Below are 15,626 nucleotides of genomic sequence, written 5' to 3' on the forward strand. Positions count from 1 at the left end.
TGTCCGCGGATCCGCGAGACGCGGAGACACCGGCCGGACGGTCACCCGGCGACTGTGAGGGGGGAATCACGAGAAGGGGCCGGGGCGCACCAGCTTGGCGGCCCGGACCGGATCGACGGGGCCGATGCCGTACGAGGGGCAGAGCGCGGCGAGCGGGCAGACGCCGCAGGCCGGTGTGCGGGCGTGGCAGACGCGGCGGCCGTGCCAGATCAGGCGGTGGGACATCATCGTCCAGTCGCGCTTCGGGATGAGCTCGGCGACGACCTGCTCGATCTTCACCGGATCGGTCTCCGAGGTCCAGCGGAAGCGGTGGGTGAGCCGCTGGAAGTGGGTGTCGACGGTGATGCCGGGCACCCCGAGGGCGTTTCCGAGCACGACGTTGGCCGTTTTGCGGCCGACTCCGGGCAGGGCGACCAGGTCCTTCAGCCTCCCGGGCACCTCGCCGCCGTGGCGCTCGCACAGGGCCTGGGCCATGCCGATGATGTTGTTGGTCTTGGCGCGGAAGAAACCGGTGGGCCGGATGATCCCCTCCATCTCGGCCCGGTCGGCACCGGCATAGTCTTCTGCTGTGGGATATTTGACAAAAAGGGTAGGAGTAACCGTATTAACCCTTTTGTCCGTGCATTGGGCGGACAGGATCGTCGCGACCAGCAGTTCGAGAGGATTGCGAAAGTCGAGCTCGCAGTGGGCGTCAGGATAGGTTTCCACCAGAATCCGGTCCATTCGACGAGCTCGACGAACCAGGGCAAGCTGGGATTCACCACCAGGGCTGACGTTGGGGAGCACTCCGACAGCCTACGCTCAAGGCCCCCCGGAGAGCGGCACGACGGGATGGGTCACAATGACTGCGTGAGCCGTGAAACAGGAGGCACTGTGAACTCCGACGACGTGCTGGGCAAGGCCCCTCTGTTCGCCGCGCTCGACCGTGAGAGCGCCGCCGCGCTGCGCACGAGCATCTCCGAGGTGGAACTGTCCAAGGGACAGACCCTCTTCAGTGAGAACGAGACCGGAGACCGCCTCTACGTGGTGCTCGAAGGCAAGATCAAGCTCTCCCGGACCTCACCGGACGGCCGGGAGAACCTGCTCAGCGTGCTCGGTCCGAGCGAGATGTTCGGCGAACTGTCCCTGTTCGACCCCCGTCCCCGTACGGCGTCGGCCACCGCGCTGACCGACGTCCTCCTGGCCGGGCTCGGACACGACGACCTGCGGCCCTGGCTGACCGGCCGGCCCGAGGTCGCCCTCCACCTGCTGCGGGCCCTGGCCCAGCGCCTGCGCCGTACGAACGACGTGCTGGCCGACCTGGTCTTCACCGACGTGCCCGGCCGGGTGGCCAAGGCCCTGCTCGACCTGGCCGAGCGCTTCGGCCAGCGGATCGACGACGGCGTGCGGGTCCACCACGACCTCACCCAGGAGGAGCTGGCCCAGCTGGTCGGCGCCTCGCGGGAGACCGTGAACAAGGCGCTGGCCGACTTCGCCCAGCGAGGCTGGCTGCGCATCGAGGCCAAGGCCGTGGTCATCATGGACCTGGAGCGTCTGCACAACCGCTCGCGCTGAGCCGCCTTCCCGAGGGACCCGGAGACCTCGGGGAGCCCGGGGAAGGTCCTGGAGGAACCGGCAGGACGGGCGCCGGAAAAGGACCGTTCCGAAGGCGGCCGCTCCGGGGAGCGGGCCGCCCCGGAGACGGGTCTAACCGTCGAGGTAGGCGAGCTGCGCGCGGACCGACATCTCGGCGGCGGGCCAGAGGGACCTGTCCACGTCCGCGTAGACGATCTCGACGATCTCCCCGGGCGTCGCCGCCCCCCGCCGCCGGGCCTCCCGGATCTGGTCGAGCCTTTGCCGCCGGTGCGCGATGTAGCCGTCGAGGGCGCCGATCGGGTCGGGCAGCACCGGGCCGTGACCGGGCAGCAGCGCCTCGGCCCCGACCCGCTCGGCCCTCGCCCGGAGCAGGTCGAGGGATCGCAGGTAGTCGGCCAGGTCTCCGTCCGGGGCGATCACGGTGGTACCGCGGCCGAGCACCGTGTCGCCGGTGAGGATCGCCCGGTCCCGCGGCAGCCAGAAGCAGAGCGAGTCGAACGAGTGGCCGGGCGTGCCCACGACGTGCAGTTCCAGCTCCCCGGCCGTGAGCACGTCGCCGTCGCCGAGCCCCTCCTCGCCCAGCCGGTGCGCGGGATCCAGGGCCCTGACGGGCGCCCCGACCAGCCCGGCGAACTTCGCGGCGCCGCCGCTGTGGTCGTGGTGGCCGTGGGTGAGCAGGATCGCGACGACGCGGCGGCCCTCCAGGTGCCCGGCGACCCGCGCGAGGTGCTCGTCGTCGTCCGGCCCGGGGTCGACGACCAGCACCTCCTCCCCGAACCCTCCGAGTTCCCCGAGCCTCCCGAACTCCCCGGGCCCGCCGGACTCCCGGACACCGATCACCCACGTGTTGGTGCCGTCCAGGGTCATCTCGGAGGGGTTCGGGGCGAGGAGGTTGAGCGCGTGGTCCGTACCGGCCCCGTCCGGCCCCTCCAGGGGGATCCGCAGCCCGCTCACCGCGCGCCGAACCGGTAGTCGTCGTCGAGCACGATCCGCATCTCCCCGTCCACCTCCGCGATCTTCGGCATGAAGGTCACGATCTCACGGTCGGCCGCGAGCACCTCGGGCACCTTCTCGTAGGCGCTCAGCTCGGTGAGCGTGCGGTACGTCGGGGGCATCAGGAGGATCCGGCCCGTCCCGCCCTGGTCGAGCGCGTCGGCGGGCCGGAGCCAGACGACCTGGTCGGCCTCGCCGCCGACGTCGCGGGTGAGCTGGCCGGCCGGGAGCGCCGCGACGAAGAACCGGGTGTCGAAGCGCCTGGTCTCGACCTCGGGGGTGATCCAGTGCGCCCAGGGACGGAGCAGGTCGGAGCGGAGGACCAGGCCGCGCCGGCCGAGGAAGTCGGCGAAGGACAGGGTCTTGCCGATCAGGGCGAGCCGGTCGGCCTCCCAGTCGTCGCCGGTGGTGTCGGACACCACGGCCTCCGCGGACGGACCGGCCAGCAACACCCCCGACTCCTCGAACGTCTCCCGTACGGCGGCGCACACCAGGCCCCGGGCGGTCCGCTCGTCCGCGCGGAAGATCTCGCCCCAGGCGGCGGGCGGAGGACCCGCCCAGTCGATCACCTGGTCGGTGTCGCGCGGGTCGACCGACCCGCCCGGAAAGACGTAGGCCCCCGCGGCGAAGGCCATGCTCGCCCTGCGCCGCAGCAGGTACGCCTCCAGCCCGCCGGCCTCCTCGCGGAGGACGACCACGGTGGCGGCGTCCCGGGCCGGGACGGGGGCGACCCGCCCGGCCAGGATGTCGCGTGCGCGCTCGCCCAGCTCACCGGGAAGCGGGATACCGCCCATTGAGAACCCTCCACCACAACATCACTCGGTTTCAGGTCAATCATGTGGCACGGCACCGCCGCGGACAATCACGGGTCCACATCGGCGCCCCGTGGCACGGCGCACCCGTACGGCCCCTGGCGAGCCCCCACGGCGCTCGTGCGGCCCCGGCGAGCCCGGCCGGCTGCCCGGGGGCCTCGGGCGCCGTCGGCGGGCCTCAACGGCCGCCAGGGGCCCTCCCGTCTCCGGTGGCCCCGGGGCCGTCGGTGTCTCACCGATCCACCGGGGCACCCGGACGACCTCAGCGGACCTCGGCGATCACCTCGACCTCGACCGGCGCGTCCAGCGGGAGGACGGCGACACCGACCGCGCTGCGGGCGTGCCTGCCCGCGTCACCGAGCACCGCGGCGAGCAGGTCGCTGGCGCCGTTGACGACCTGTGGCTGGCCGGTGAAGCCCGGAGCGCTGGCCACGAAACCGACCACCTTGACGATGCGGACGATGTTCGACAATCCTCCGGCCTCCGACGCGACGGCGGCGAGGGCGTTGAGCGCGCACGCCCTCGCGAGCTCGTAGGCGTCCTCGACGTCCACCTCGGCGCCGACCTTGCCGGTGGCCAACAGCTTGCCGTCCACGATCGGGAGCTGCCCCGACGTGTGGACGTGGTCGCCGGAACGTACCGCCGGGACGTACGCCGCCAGCGGCGGCACCACCTCCGGCAGGGTCAGGCCCAGCTCCGCCAGCCTCTCCTCGGCCGTCACTGCCTCGGCCGCTTCAGGTAGGCGACCAGCTGCTCGGGGTTGGGACCCGGCACGACCTGGACGAGCTCCCAGCCGTCCTGGCCCCAGTTGTCAAGAATCTGCTTCGTCGCGTGGACCAGCAGCGGCACCGTCGAGTACTCCCATTTCGTCATGCGGGACACATTAGCGAGACCGCCCCCCGCAGGCGGCCCACCTCGAACCCCCGGACACCGGGACGGCCCGCTGTGAGAATCTGCATATTTACTTTGCGAGCCCGATCGATTAGCGACACGAACACGTACGGCCTCCCGGACCGTGCGCCGGGCCCCCGGCGGGCCCGGCCCGGGCGCCTACGGGCCGCCTGACCGCGCTGAACAGGGCAATAGGTGGCGAATACCCCCAAAAGCAGGCATCTCTGCCGACCTCCGGACGGGCGCCCGCCACCGGACGCGGCCACCCTCGCCCACCGGAGGGGCGTGCCGGTGCGGGCTCTCCGGGGGAAGGTGCCGAGGAGTTGTCAAGTAGCCGTTGGGTAGCCTTCGAAGGGTGAGAGCTCGCGACACCGATTGGGACGGCGTACGCCTTCACGTCGTCACCGGCAAGGGAGGCACCGGCAAGACGACGGTGGCCGCCGCACTCGCGCTCGCCCTCGCGGCGGGTGGCAGAAAGGTCCTGCTGGTCGAGGTCGAGGGCCGCCAGGGGATCTCCCGGGTCTTCGACCTGCCGCCCCTGCCGTACGAGGAGCGCAAGATCGCCGTCGCGCCCGGCGGCGGGGACGTCTACGCGCTGGCCATCGACGCCGAGGAGGCCATGCTCGAGTACCTCGAGATGTTCTACGGCATGCGCAGGGCCGGCCGGGCGCTCACCAAGATCGGCGTCATCGACTTCGCCACCACCATCGCCCCCGGCTTCCGCGACGTCCTGGTGACCGGCAAGACGAGCGAGGCCGTCCGGCGCAAGGGCAAGGACGGCAGGAGGACCTACGACGCGGTCGTGCTGGACGCGCCGCCGACCGGCAGGATCGCGCGCTTCCTCAACGTCACCAACGAGGTCGCGGGGCTGGCCAGGGTCGGCCCGATCAAGAACCACGCCGACCTGGTGAACGGCGTCGTCTCCTCGCCCGAGACCGCCGTGCACTTCGTCACGCTCCTGGAGGAGATGCCGGTCCAGGAGACCCTGGACGGCCTGCGCGAGCTCCGCGCCGCCGGGCTCCCGCCCGGCGGGATCTTCGTCAACATGATCCGCGAGACGCTGCTCCCCGCCGCCGTCCTGGACGCCGCCGCCGAGGACAGGCTCGACCCGGCCGAGCTGGTGCTCGGTCTCAAGGCCTCCGGGCTCACCGACGGCGGCCCCGCGGCGGTCGCGATGGCCGAGGCCCTGACCGAGGAGATCGCCGAGCACGCCCGCCGCACCGAGCTGGAACGGGATGAGAGGCTGTCGCTGGACAAGGCCGCCCGTCCCCGATACGACCTGCCGTTGCTGGCCGACGGGGTCGACCTGTCGGGGCTGTACGAGCTGGCGGAATCGATCCGCACCCAGGGAGCAGCGTGAAGACCCCTCCGTTCCTCGACCTCGACGCGATCATCGACGATCCGAACACCCGGATCGTCGTCTGCTGCGGCTCCGGCGGCGTCGGGAAGACCACCACCGCCGCGGCACTGGGGTTGCGCGCGGCCGAGCGCGGCCGTTCCGCCGTGGTGCTCACGGTCGACCCCGCGCGGCGGCTGGCGCAGTCGATGGGACTCACCGAACTCGACAACACCCCCAGGCCCGTCATGGGCGTCGAGGGGGAGGGCCGGCTGCACGCCATGATGCTCGACATGAAGCGGACCTTCGACGAGATCATCGAGGCGCACGCCGACCCCGAGCGGGCCCGCCAGATCCTGACGAACCCCTTCTACCAGTCCCTGTCGTCCAGCTTCTCCGGCACGCAGGAGTACATGGCGATGGAGAAGCTGGGCCAGCTCAGGCGGTCGGACGAGTGGGATCTGATCATCGTCGACACCCCGCCGTCCCGCTCCGCGCTCGACTTCCTCGACGCTCCCGAACGGCTCGGCCGCTTCCTCGACGGCAAGCTGATCCGGGTGCTCATGCTTCCCGCCAAGGCCGGGGGACGCAGCGCGTTCAAGCTGTTCAACGCGGGTTTCGGCATCGTCGCCGGGGCGCTGACCAAGCTGCTGGGCGCGCAGGTGCTCAAGGACCTGCAGACGTTCGTGTCCGCGCTGGACGCCGTCTTCGGCGGTTTCAGGGCGCGGGCGGACCAGACCTACCGGCTCCTGCAGGCCCCGGGCACGGCGTTCGTCGTCGTGGCCTCGCCCGAGCGCGACGCGATGCGCGAGGCGTCCTACTTCGTGGAGAGGCTGGCCGAGGAGCGCATGCCCCTGGCGGGTCTCGTCGTCAACCGGGTGCACCGCTCGCCCGCCTCCATGCTGTCCGGGGTGCGGAGCACCGCCGCCGCCGAGGACCTGGAGTCGCGCGGCGAGCACGAGCTCACCTCCGCCGTGCTGCGGTTGCACGCCGGGCGGATGCAACTGGCCGCTCGCGAGCGACGCGAGGAGGAGCACTTCATCTCCGCGCATCCCACCGTGCCCGTGGCGCGGGTCCCCGCCATGGCGCAGGACGTGCACGACCTGGAAGGGCTGCGCGAGGTGGGCGACCTCCTGGCCGCCCGCTAGCCGTACGGCGGTGTGCCTCCGGACCGGACCCCGCCGGCCGTACGGCGGTGTGCCTCCGGACCGGACCCCGCCGGCCGTACGGCGGTGTGACCCCGGACCGGACCCGGGCGGCGCTTCGGGCGCCGCCGTCGGGCTACCCGCGGAGGCCGCCGTCGGGCGGACCCGGAGAACACGCGTGACCGCGCGCTCTCCGGCCCGTGACATGCGTGTACGGCTGGCGCTCGGCGCCAGCCGTACGGGATGGGCGCGAACTCAGCCGGCGATCAGCTCGTTAGTCCGCTCGTATTCCTCTTTGGCCAACTCCAGCAGGTCCCGCCAGGAGTCGACATCCGGTCGCCGGCGCAACAGCGCGCGGCGTTCGCGCTCGGTCATCCCGCCCCACACCCCGAACTCGATGCGATTGTCCAGCGCATCGGCGAGGCACTCGGTCCGGACCGGGCATCCTCGGCAGATCAGCTTCGCTCGGTTCTGGGCAGCACCCTGAACGAACAAAGCGTCAGGATCCGCACCCTTACAGGCCGCACGGGAGGTCCAATCCGTGATCCACATTCGACCCCACTCCCCTTTAGGTGGTCAGTCGTGACTTGGGCCGACGGGCGCGGGCGTCGGGCCTCGGTATTCAATTGCTGCAGAAAGAGAACGTACGCAACCAGACGTTCGGGCCGACAGACCCCGGCGGGACCAAATTCTCACATGGTCATCCACGGCCATCTGGCCGGGAATGACTAGTCACCTGCCTGAGATAACGGGACAAAGCCAAGCTAAGATGGCGTTCCGTTACCGTTTGCGCCATCCGTCCGACGTACCCTTGGTCCTGTGCAAGCTCAAGGCAAAGACCAGGGGTCTGTGATCGGCGCTGCCGGTAATGTGCTGAAGTTGCTCGGCGCGGCCGCCATCACGGGTGTGCTCGTCGCCGCCGTGGCGCTTCCGGCGGTGGGTGGCGCGGGGATGACGGTGAACGCGGCGACGAACGAGCTGCGTCTTCTCCCCGAAGAGCTCAAGGAGCCCCCCCTCGCCGAGAAGACCACCCTGCTCGACGCCAACGGCAAGCAGTTCGCCCAGTTCTACTTCGAGAACCGCGAGTCGGTGAGACTGGACGAGGTCGCCGACGTCATGAAGACGGCGATCGTGGCGATCGAGGACGACCGGTTCTACGAGCACGGGGCGATCGACATCGAGGGCACCTTCCGGGCCGCGGTGAGAAACGTCTCGGGCGGCGGGGTCGTCCAGGGCGGCTCCTCCATCACGCAGCAGTACGTCAAGCTCGTGCTCGTCAACGCCGCGGAGACCAAGGAGGAGCAGGCCGCCGCGATCGCGCCCACGCTCTCCAGGAAGCTGAACGAGCTGCGCTACGCGCTGGCCATCGAGGAGAAGTACACCAAGTCTGAGGTCCTCGAGCGCTATCTGAACATCTCCTACTTCGGCGCGGGCGCCTACGGCATCCAGGCCGCCTCCCGGCGCTTCTTCGACAAGCCGGCCTCGAAGCTGACCCTGTGGGAGGCGGCCACCCTCGCCGGGGCCGTGCAGAACCCGAGCGTGACCGACCCGAACGCGGGCAAGGCCTCCCGCGACCGGCTGCTGGAGCGGCGCAACATCGTGCTGAACCGGATGGCCGAGCTCGGCAAGATCACGCAGCAGGAGGCCGAGGAGGCCAAGAAGAAGAAGCTCGGCTTCAAGAACATCGAGGCCCCCGGCGGCTGCGAGGAGAGCGCCTACCCGTACTTCTGCCTCTACGTGCGGCAGGAGATCGCGACCAACGAGGACTTCGGCAAGACCCGCAAGCAGCGCGAGAGGCTGCTGCAGCGAGGCGGTCTGGTCATCAAGACGACGCTCACCCCGAAGGCCCAGAAGGCCTCGGAGAGGGCGATCAAGGAATACGTCAAGGCCAGCGACAAGCCGGTCGCCGCGCAGGCGATGGTCGTTCCCGGCACCGGCGCCGTGAAGGCGATGGCGGCCAGCCGCAAGTTCGGCGGGAACAAGAAGAAGAACGAGATCAGTTACAACCTCGTCGGCGACAAGGCCCACGGCGGCGGAGCGGGCTTCCAGGCGGGCTCCACGTTCAAGCCCTTCACCCTGCTGACCGCCCTGGACCAGGGCATGAAGCTGGGCGACGGCTTCGGCACCGGCTCCGGCTACCGGGCACCCAGCCACAGCGCGTTCCGTAACTGCAAGGGCAAGGCGGTCGGCGAGCCGGGCCACGAGGTCAAGAACTCCAGCGAGGGCGGCGGCGGCTTCAAGACCCTGACCACCGGCACCCTGGGGTCGGTGAACACCTTCTTCATGCGCCTGGAGCAGGAGGTCGGCCTCTGCGAGACGGTCAAGATGGCCAAGAGCCTGGGCATCAAGCGCGCCGACGGCAAGCCTCTGAAGGAGTTCGAGACCTTCACTCTCGGCATCAACGAGATGGACCCGGTGACGGTCTCCGCCGCCTACGCGACGATCGCCGCCCGCGGCACCTACTGCAGCCCGATGGTGATCACCGAGAGCACCGACCGCGACGGCAAGAAGACCTCCTACAAGCCGAAGTGCAAGCAGGTCCTGGACGAGGAGGTCGCCGACGCGGCCAGCCACATCATGTCCGGGGTCTTCACCAAGGGCACGATGAGCGGGGTCGGCGGCATCGGCCGTCCGGCGGCGGGCAAGACCGGCACCACCGACGACTACACCGCCGCCTGGTTCGCCGGGTTCACCCCCGAACTCGCCTCCGCGGTGAGCCTCGGCGACCCGCGCGGCGCCTTCAAGTACGACCTGATCGGCGTGACCATCGGCGGGCGCTACTACAGCTACGTGTACGGCGCCGAGATCTCCGGGCGGATCTGGAAGAACTCCATGCTCGGCGCGCTCAAGGGCGTCGAGGCGACCCCCTTCACCCCGGTGAACATGGAGCGCTTCGGCGGCTGCTCCGCCGGCCGGTGCGCGCCCAAGCCCCCGCCGAAGCGCGGGGACGGCGACGGTCCCGGTGACGGCCGGGGCGACGACCGGGGTGACAACGGCGACGGCCCGTTCGGGCCGGACGGCGGCGACAACCGGGAGGTCAACGGCGGCACCCCGTTCGGCCCGAACGGCGGCGCCCCGATCGCCCCGGCGGTCCCGTAGCTCGCCCCGGCGGTCCCGTGGCGACACCGGAGCCCGGGACCACCGGCGCCCCGGAACGCCGGAGCGATCAGACCGATCGGATCAGGAGGACGCCAGGCGAGCTCGTACGGCCTGCGCGACGCGACCGCCCTCGGCGCGTCCGGCGACCTTCGGGTTCACGAGCTTCATGACCTGGCCCATGGCCTGCGGCCCGGTGGCACCGCTCTCGGCGACGGCCTCGTCCACGAGCCCGGCGAGGTCCTCGTCGGACAGCTGCGCGGGCAGGTACGCCTCCAGCACGGCCTGCTCGTCGACCTCCGCCTGGGCCTGCTCCACCCGGCCGGCACCGCTGAACGCCTCGGCAGCCTCGCGGCGCTTCTTGGCCTCCTTGGCCAGCACCTTGACGACCTCGTCGTCGCTGAGCTCGCGTGCCGTCTTACCCGAGACCTCCTCGACGTTCACGGCCGCGAGGGCCATGCGAATCGTGCGGGTGCGGATCTCGTCCCTGCTCTTCATGGAGGCCGTGAGATCGGCCTTCAGCTTGTCCTTCAATGCGCTCATGGCGTCCATCTTGCCGCCTCACCAGCCCCGCTGTATCCCGAGTTTCCGTTCGAGGGCCCGATCTCGGGCATGATGAGAAGGTGAGGAAAGCAGCCGCGGTGCCCCTGTCCCTGTTCGGCGTCGGCCTGGCCGGTCTCGCGTACGCCTCGGTCGTCGAGCGCAACGCGTTCCGGCTGCGCCGCTTCGACGTGCCCGTGCTGGAGCCGGGGCAGCGGCCCGTGCGCATCCTCCACCTGTCCGACCTGCACCTCACCCCCGGCAGGCGGAGGCTGATCGACTGGGTGCGCTCGCTGGGGGCCCTCAACCCCGACCTGGTGGTCAACACCGGCGACTCCATCTCGCACCCCGACGCGATCACGCCCCTCATGCACGCCCTGGAGCCCCTGCTGTCACGCCCGGGCCTGTTCGTCTACGGTTCCAACGACATGTACGAGCCGCGGCCGAAGAACCCCGCCCGCTACCTCTGGCGCACCTCCAAGGCCGACTACGGCCAGAAGATCCCCACCCTCCCGTGGGAGGAGCTGGGCGCCGCCATGGCCGCCGAGGGCTGGCTGGACATGAACAACACCACCGCCCGCCTCAAGGTCGGCGATCTCGACGTTGCCGTGGGCGGCATCCACGACTCCCACATCAACCTCGACCGCTACGACCTGATCGCCGGTCCCGCCCCGGCGGCGGCCGACCTGCGCCTGGGCGTGATGCACTCGCCGGAGCCCCGCAACCTGACCCGCTTCGCCGCCGACGGTTACCAGCTGCTGCTCGCCGGGCACACCCACGGCGGACAGCTCTGCGTCCCCTTCTACGGCGCCCTGGTCACCAACTGCGGCATCGACCGGGCCCGTGTCAAGGGCATGAGCCGCCACGACTCCGCCTACCTCCACGTCTCCGCCGGCCTCGGTACCAGCCCCTACGCTCCGGTCCGCTTCTCCTGCTACCCCGAGGCCAGCCTCCTGACCCTGATGCCCCGTCGTCGCGGCGACGCAAGCACCCACGAAGTCCGCTAGACTTTTCCAAGCACGAGCAAGACCGGGCGTGTGACCGGGGTGTGGCGCAGCTTGGTAGCGCGCTTCGTTCGGGACGAAGAGGCCGCAGGTTCAAATCCTGTCACCCCGACGTTGATTAAAGTCCCGAGGTCAAAGGCCGTTTCTGAGAAATCAGGAACGGCCTTTCGCTTTCCCGGATTCGACGACCGTGCGCCGTGGGGTCATGAAGATCATTTAAGGCGACTCGAGCGGCACCGGGTCGCCGGGCGCGCCACCGGCCATGACAATCCGGATTTCCTCGAACCGCATCCGCGGGATTCTCCTGGCGGTCACGCCTGTTTCGTCGAAAAGGTGACTCGACTTCCACCGAGAAGGTGACGCGGCCGGAAAGGCGACCCGGCGCGGACGATCGGCTCGCGACAGGAACCCGTCCTCACCCGCCCTCACCCGTCCGCGTCGGACCGCCGATCGATCCGCCCGGTTCACGACGAAGGCTCGGTGAAGATCAGCCCGTCTGGGGCGAACGGCCGGGCTCGCCGGGGCCCGTGTGCTGCAGCCAGACATAGCCGACCGGCTGGGAGACGTTCCACTCCGCCGCCAGGTGGGCGTCGACCGGCAGGAAACCGGCTCCCCGGTAGCAGCGCAGGGCCCGGTCGTTGTCCGGGTGCACGCGCATGAAGACGTTCGCGTAGCCCGCGTCCCGAGCCAGCGCGGCCAGTCCTCGCACCAGCTCCCGCCCGATCCCCCTGCCCCGGGCACCGGGGGCCACGATGATCCGGGCGAGTTCGATCTCTTCCTCCTCGGTGTCGACCCACAGCTCCCCGTAGCCGAGGGGGTTCCCCTCCGCGAAGAGCATGTGGGAGCGTACGTCCTCTCCTTGCTGCCAGTCGGCGACGACCCGCGCCGGCAGGGGGAACTCGTGCCGTCCGCACCACATCGCGACCTCTCGCGGCGAGGCGGGCCAGCCCGCGACCGTGGTCGCGTGCGCCGTGGCGAAGGGCAGCAGATCCATACCTGATCCATTCATTCCGGTATTCGGTGGATGCGAGGTGCAGCATGCCTCCTCTCGCGCACCCCGTCCACACACCACCTGATGTCCGGGACCGCCCGCGCTCCCGGGCCGGGCCGGTACACCGGCCCGCGCGGAAGGTTTTCGAATATCGCAGATGCCATGCAAAAATGGCAATGAATGGTGTGTTTGCTAGAGATTTTCTTTGTTTCAGGCGAATGCGCGAGATATGGTGACTGTTCCCGGCGACGTTCCGGATCAGCTCGGTGAGTCAGTAAGGAGCCCTCGTTGTCCAGGCGTCTTTCCCGGTGGGCCGTCACGGTTCCCCTCGTCCTGGCCGCCGTCCTGTCCGGCTGCGGCGCCGGCGATCCGGCTCCCGCGTCCGCCCCCACCTCCGCCAAGGGCGATGCCACGACGCTGACGGTGCTCGCCGCCGCGTCGCTGACCGGCACGTTCACCGAGTTGGGCAAGGCCTTCGAGGCCGCGCACCCGGGCACGACGGTACGGTTCAGCTTCGGCTCCAGTGCCACCCTGGCCCAGCAGGCCGTCCAGGGCGCCCCCGCCGACGTCTTCGCCGCCGCCAGTCCCGCCACCATGAAGACCGTCACCGACGCCTCCATGGCCACCGGCCCGGCCGTCTTCGCCCGCAACACCCTCCAGATCGCCGTCCCTGCCGACAACCCGGCCAAGGTCGACGACCTGGCGGACCTGGCCGGCCCGAAGGTCAAGGTCGCCCTGTGCGCCGAGCAGGTGCCCTGCGGCGCCGCCGCGGTCAGGGCACTGGACGCGGCCGGGCTCAAGGTCACCCCTGTCACGCTGGAACAGGACGTCAAGGCCACCCTGACCAAGGTCGAGCTCGGCGAGGTCGACGCCGCCCTGGTCTACAAAACGGACGTCATCGCCTCCGGCGGCAAGGTGCGGGGCATCGACTTCCCCGAGGCCGGGAAAGCGGTCAACGACTACCCGATCGCGGTCCTGGCCGGCGCGCCCGCCCCGGAGGCGGCCAGGCGGTTCGTCGACCTCGTGCTGTCGCGGCAGGGGGCGGAGGTGCTGGCCAAGGCCGGTTTCCAGACGTCCTGAGCGGCCATGACACCCGCGCCCGGACGCCCGCTCAGCGGTGCCGGGCGCCCTCGTGGTCCGCGTGACCGGCGGGCTCCAGCTGCAGGGTGGAGTGCTCGACGTCGAAGTGACCGGCCAGGCACTCGTGCAGCCGGTCCAGCACCGGGCCGAAGGAGCCGTCCACCAGGACGCCGTCCGCCATCACGACGTGGGCGGACATGACGGGGAGCCCCGAGGTGATGGTCCAGGCGTGCAGGTCGTGGACGTCGATGACACCCGGCGTCTCCAGCAGGTGCCTGCGGACCTCCTCCAGGTCGACCCCCCGGGGAACGGCTTCGAGCAAAATGTCCACGGCCTCGCGCAGCAGGCTCCAGCTGCGCGGCACGATCAGCAGGGCGATGACGACGGAGACGATCGGGTCCGCCGTCGTCCAGCCGGTGAGCGCGATGACGACCGCGGCGACGATCACCGCGACCGAGGCCAGCAGGTCGCCGAGGACCTCCAGGTAGGCGCCCCTCAGGTTGAGGCTCTCCGTCTGGCCTGGGCGCAGCAGCCACAGCCCGACCGCGTTGGCGGCCAGTCCGACCGCGGCCGTCACGAGCATCACCGTTCCGCCGACCGGCTCGGGGTCGGCGAAGCGCCGGACGGCCTCGTACAGGATGTAGAGGCTCAGCGCGAGGAGGACGACGGCGTTGATCGCGGCGGCGAGGATCTCCGCCCGCTGGTAGCCGAAGGTGCGCCGGGCGCTGGCGGGCTTGCCGGCCATCCAGACGGCGAACAGCGCCAGCGCGATGCCCGCGGCGTCGGTGGCCATGTGCCCGGCGTCGGCGAGCAGCGCCAGGCTGCCCGACAGCGCCGCGCCGATGACCTCGACGACGAGCACGCCGATGGTCAGCAGCAGCACGACGACCAGGCGCCCGCGGTGCGCCGCGGCCGCCGTCGGCGTCGTGTGCCCATGCCCGTGCCCGTGCCCCATGGCGCTCCATCCCTGTCGGTACAGCCCCCAGTGTTTATACAGCAATCACTGTATATACAGCAAGTGGTGTATTGTGATAACCATGCTCACCGCCACGACACGCCTTGACGCGATGGCCCGTCTCGGAAGGGCGCTGGCCGATCCCAACCGTTGCCGGATGCTCATCGCCCTCCTCCAGGGACCCACCTACCCGGCACGCCTGGCCGAAGAGCTCGGACTGACGCGTCAGAACGTGTCCAACCACCTGTCGTGCCTGCGCGGCTGCGGCCTGGTGGTCGCGGTGCCCGAGGGGCGCCAGACCCGGTACGAGCTGTCCGATCAGCGCCTCGCCCACGCCATCGAGGACCTGCTCCATGTCGTGCTCGCCGTCGATCCCGACCATCGGGACGCGCACGAGGCGGATCCCCCGGAATAGCTCTCTACCGGTATCACCCGCTTCCCCAGCCTCGTAACCGGCCGTCCAGCGCTTTTCAGCGGCGCGCGGCCGCGACGAACAGTGGCACGGCCACGAAAAGCCGTCCGGTACGCGCGCGTCCGGCCTGTTCCGCGATCCACGTACCGGCGTCGTCCTCGGTGATGGCACGGGCGGCACCGGCGGTCCCCACGAGCATGGGCAGCACCGGCGGGCCGGTGAGGACGCCGGCGTGGACCTCCACGGTGACGTCGTCGAATCCGGCGTCCAGCAGGAGGGCCCGACAGGCGCGGGCGGCACGGGGCGCGACGCGTCGCCCAGGCGCGGTCCTCGCTCCACATGATCGAATGCGCCCTGGCCTGCGACCACGAGGACTTCACCGGCTGCGCCCACTTCCAGCGCGGCCTGGCGGCGAAGATCGACGCGTGACCGCCCGCGACGGGCTCGGGGACGGTGACGCCCGACGGCGACGCCCGCCGTGACGCGCTCAGGAACGGACGAGGCGGGCGATGGCGTCGGACGCCTCCCTGACCTTCTCCTCGGCCTCGGCGCCGCCCTTGGCGGTGGCCTCGGCCACGCAGTGCGCCAGATGCTCCTCCAGCAGGGACAGCGCGAAGGACTGCAGGGCCCGGTTGGCCGCCGACACCTGGGTGAGGATGTCGATGCAGTACTTGTCCTCCTCGACCATCCGCTGCAACCCTCGCGCCTGCCCCTCGATCCGGCGCAGCCGCCGTAGATGGTCCTGCTTGTTGGCGGTGTATCCGTGCATCTCTCCCCCTCCGCTCGGCCTCCCCTG

The 15,626-nt window shown here is 70.5% G+C and carries 18 protein-coding genes and 1 tRNA gene; 8 read left to right on the forward strand and 11 right to left on the reverse strand.

Going from position 1 to position 15,626, the window contains the following annotated elements; genetic code table 11:
• Nucleotides 1–66: 66 nt before the first annotated feature.
• A complete protein-coding gene (gene nth / locus AB0G15_RS02655) occupies nucleotides 67–786 on the reverse strand; it encodes an endonuclease III (RefSeq protein WP_362834701.1) in 720 nt (239 codons plus the stop codon).
• Between the two features lie 45 nt (nucleotides 787–831).
• On the opposite strand from nth, the gene AB0G15_RS02660 reads away from it, so the two are divergent.
• Nucleotides 832–1,554 (forward strand): Crp/Fnr family transcriptional regulator, encoded by a 723-nt coding sequence (locus AB0G15_RS02660; RefSeq protein ID WP_329426616.1) that lies wholly within the window; start codon nucleotides 832–834, stop codon nucleotides 1,552–1,554.
• Nucleotides 1,555–1,686: 132 nt separating this feature from the next.
• On the opposite strand, the gene AB0G15_RS02665 is transcribed toward AB0G15_RS02660, so the two are convergent.
• From AB0G15_RS02665 to AB0G15_RS02680, 4 genes are all read right to left on the reverse strand, one after another.
• A complete protein-coding gene (locus tag AB0G15_RS02665) occupies nucleotides 1,687–2,529 on the reverse strand; it encodes an MBL fold metallo-hydrolase (protein ID WP_362834702.1) in 843 nt (280 codons plus the stop codon).
• Nucleotides 2,526–3,362, reverse strand: a complete 837-nt coding sequence (locus AB0G15_RS02670; protein ID WP_362834703.1) for an NUDIX hydrolase — start codon at nucleotides 3,360–3,362, stop codon at nucleotides 2,526–2,528. Before AB0G15_RS02670 ends, AB0G15_RS02665 begins: the two co-directional genes overlap by 4 nt.
• 280 nt (nucleotides 3,363–3,642) lie before the next feature.
• Nucleotides 3,643–4,101: a RidA family protein gene (locus AB0G15_RS02675; RefSeq protein ID WP_362834704.1), complete on the reverse strand. Its 459-nt coding sequence runs from the start codon at nucleotides 4,099–4,101 to the stop codon at nucleotides 3,643–3,645.
• A complete protein-coding gene (locus AB0G15_RS02680) occupies nucleotides 4,098–4,253 on the reverse strand; it encodes a DUF4177 domain-containing protein (RefSeq protein WP_344742745.1) in 156 nt (51 codons plus the stop codon). Before AB0G15_RS02680 ends, AB0G15_RS02675 begins: the two co-directional genes overlap by 4 nt.
• A gap of 373 nt (nucleotides 4,254–4,626) precedes the next feature.
• Between AB0G15_RS02680 and AB0G15_RS02685 the strand changes: the two genes are divergently transcribed.
• Both AB0G15_RS02685 and AB0G15_RS02690 read left to right on the forward strand, forming a co-directional pair.
• Nucleotides 4,627–5,631, forward strand: coding sequence for an ArsA-related P-loop ATPase (locus AB0G15_RS02685; protein ID WP_362834705.1), 1,005 nt, complete (start codon nucleotides 4,627–4,629; stop codon nucleotides 5,629–5,631).
• Nucleotides 5,628–6,755, forward strand: a complete 1,128-nt coding sequence (locus tag AB0G15_RS02690) for an ArsA family ATPase (RefSeq protein WP_362834706.1) — start codon at nucleotides 5,628–5,630, stop codon at nucleotides 6,753–6,755. Before AB0G15_RS02685 ends, AB0G15_RS02690 begins: the two co-directional genes overlap by 4 nt.
• Before the next feature lie 252 nt (nucleotides 6,756–7,007).
• Here the strand turns inward: AB0G15_RS02690 and AB0G15_RS02695 are convergent, their stop codons facing one another.
• Nucleotides 7,008–7,304 carry a WhiB family transcriptional regulator gene (locus tag AB0G15_RS02695; protein ID WP_012887233.1) on the reverse strand — a complete coding sequence of 99 codons (297 nt, stop codon included), beginning with the start codon at nucleotides 7,302–7,304 and terminating at the stop codon, nucleotides 7,008–7,010.
• A 318-nt stretch (nucleotides 7,305–7,622) separates the two neighbouring features.
• Between AB0G15_RS02695 and AB0G15_RS02700 the strand changes: the two genes are divergently transcribed.
• Nucleotides 7,623–9,851 carry a transglycosylase domain-containing protein gene (locus tag AB0G15_RS02700; protein WP_362834707.1) on the forward strand — a complete coding sequence of 743 codons (2,229 nt, stop codon included), beginning with the start codon at nucleotides 7,623–7,625 and terminating at the stop codon, nucleotides 9,849–9,851.
• An 81-nt stretch (nucleotides 9,852–9,932) separates the two neighbouring features.
• Here the strand turns inward: AB0G15_RS02700 and AB0G15_RS02705 are convergent, their stop codons facing one another.
• On the reverse strand, nucleotides 9,933–10,391 hold the full coding sequence (locus tag AB0G15_RS02705; protein ID WP_362834708.1) for a GatB/YqeY domain-containing protein: 459 nt from the start codon (nucleotides 10,389–10,391) through the stop codon (nucleotides 9,933–9,935).
• 80 nt (nucleotides 10,392–10,471) lie between these two features.
• Between AB0G15_RS02705 and AB0G15_RS02710 the strand changes: the two genes are divergently transcribed.
• A complete protein-coding gene (locus AB0G15_RS02710) occupies nucleotides 10,472–11,395 on the forward strand; it encodes a metallophosphoesterase (protein WP_362689912.1) in 924 nt (307 codons plus the stop codon).
• A 35-nt stretch (nucleotides 11,396–11,430) separates the two neighbouring features.
• A tRNA-Pro gene (locus AB0G15_RS02715) sits at nucleotides 11,431–11,504 on the forward strand.
• 375 nt (nucleotides 11,505–11,879) lie between these two features.
• Here the strand turns inward: AB0G15_RS02715 and AB0G15_RS02720 are convergent.
• On the reverse strand, nucleotides 11,880–12,386 hold the full coding sequence (locus tag AB0G15_RS02720; protein ID WP_362834709.1) for a GNAT family N-acetyltransferase: 507 nt from the start codon (nucleotides 12,384–12,386) through the stop codon (nucleotides 11,880–11,882).
• Between the two features lie 285 nt (nucleotides 12,387–12,671).
• Between AB0G15_RS02720 and modA the strand changes: the two genes are divergently transcribed.
• Nucleotides 12,672–13,463, forward strand: coding sequence for a molybdate ABC transporter substrate-binding protein (modA, locus tag AB0G15_RS02725; RefSeq protein WP_362834710.1), 792 nt, complete (start codon nucleotides 12,672–12,674; stop codon nucleotides 13,461–13,463).
• Nucleotides 13,464–13,494: 31 nt separating this feature from the next.
• Here the strand turns inward: modA and AB0G15_RS02730 are convergent, their stop codons facing one another.
• Complete coding sequence (locus AB0G15_RS02730; protein ID WP_362834711.1) at nucleotides 13,495–14,418, reverse strand: cation diffusion facilitator family transporter; 924 nt, start codon at nucleotides 14,416–14,418, stop codon at nucleotides 13,495–13,497.
• Between the two features lie 82 nt (nucleotides 14,419–14,500).
• On the opposite strand from AB0G15_RS02730, the gene AB0G15_RS02735 reads away from it, so the two are divergent.
• Nucleotides 14,501–14,833: a metalloregulator ArsR/SmtB family transcription factor gene (locus tag AB0G15_RS02735; protein ID WP_362834712.1), complete on the forward strand. Its 333-nt coding sequence runs from the start codon at nucleotides 14,501–14,503 to the stop codon at nucleotides 14,831–14,833.
• Nucleotides 14,834–14,888: 55 nt separating this feature from the next.
• On the opposite strand, the gene AB0G15_RS02740 is transcribed toward AB0G15_RS02735, so the two are convergent.
• Together AB0G15_RS02740 and AB0G15_RS02745 are read right to left on the reverse strand one after the other, a co-directional pair.
• On the reverse strand, nucleotides 14,889–15,074 hold the full coding sequence (locus AB0G15_RS02740; RefSeq protein ID WP_362834713.1) for a hypothetical protein: 186 nt from the start codon (nucleotides 15,072–15,074) through the stop codon (nucleotides 14,889–14,891).
• A gap of 243 nt (nucleotides 15,075–15,317) precedes the next feature.
• Nucleotides 15,318–15,599: a metal-sensitive transcriptional regulator gene (locus AB0G15_RS02745; protein ID WP_362689891.1), complete on the reverse strand. Its 282-nt coding sequence runs from the start codon at nucleotides 15,597–15,599 to the stop codon at nucleotides 15,318–15,320.
• Nucleotides 15,600–15,626: the final 27 nt, after the last annotated feature.

The sequence above is a fragment of the Streptosporangium sp. NPDC023825 genome, from assembly GCF_040639575.1.
GTDB lineage: Bacteria > Actinomycetota > Actinomycetes > Streptosporangiales > Streptosporangiaceae > Streptosporangium.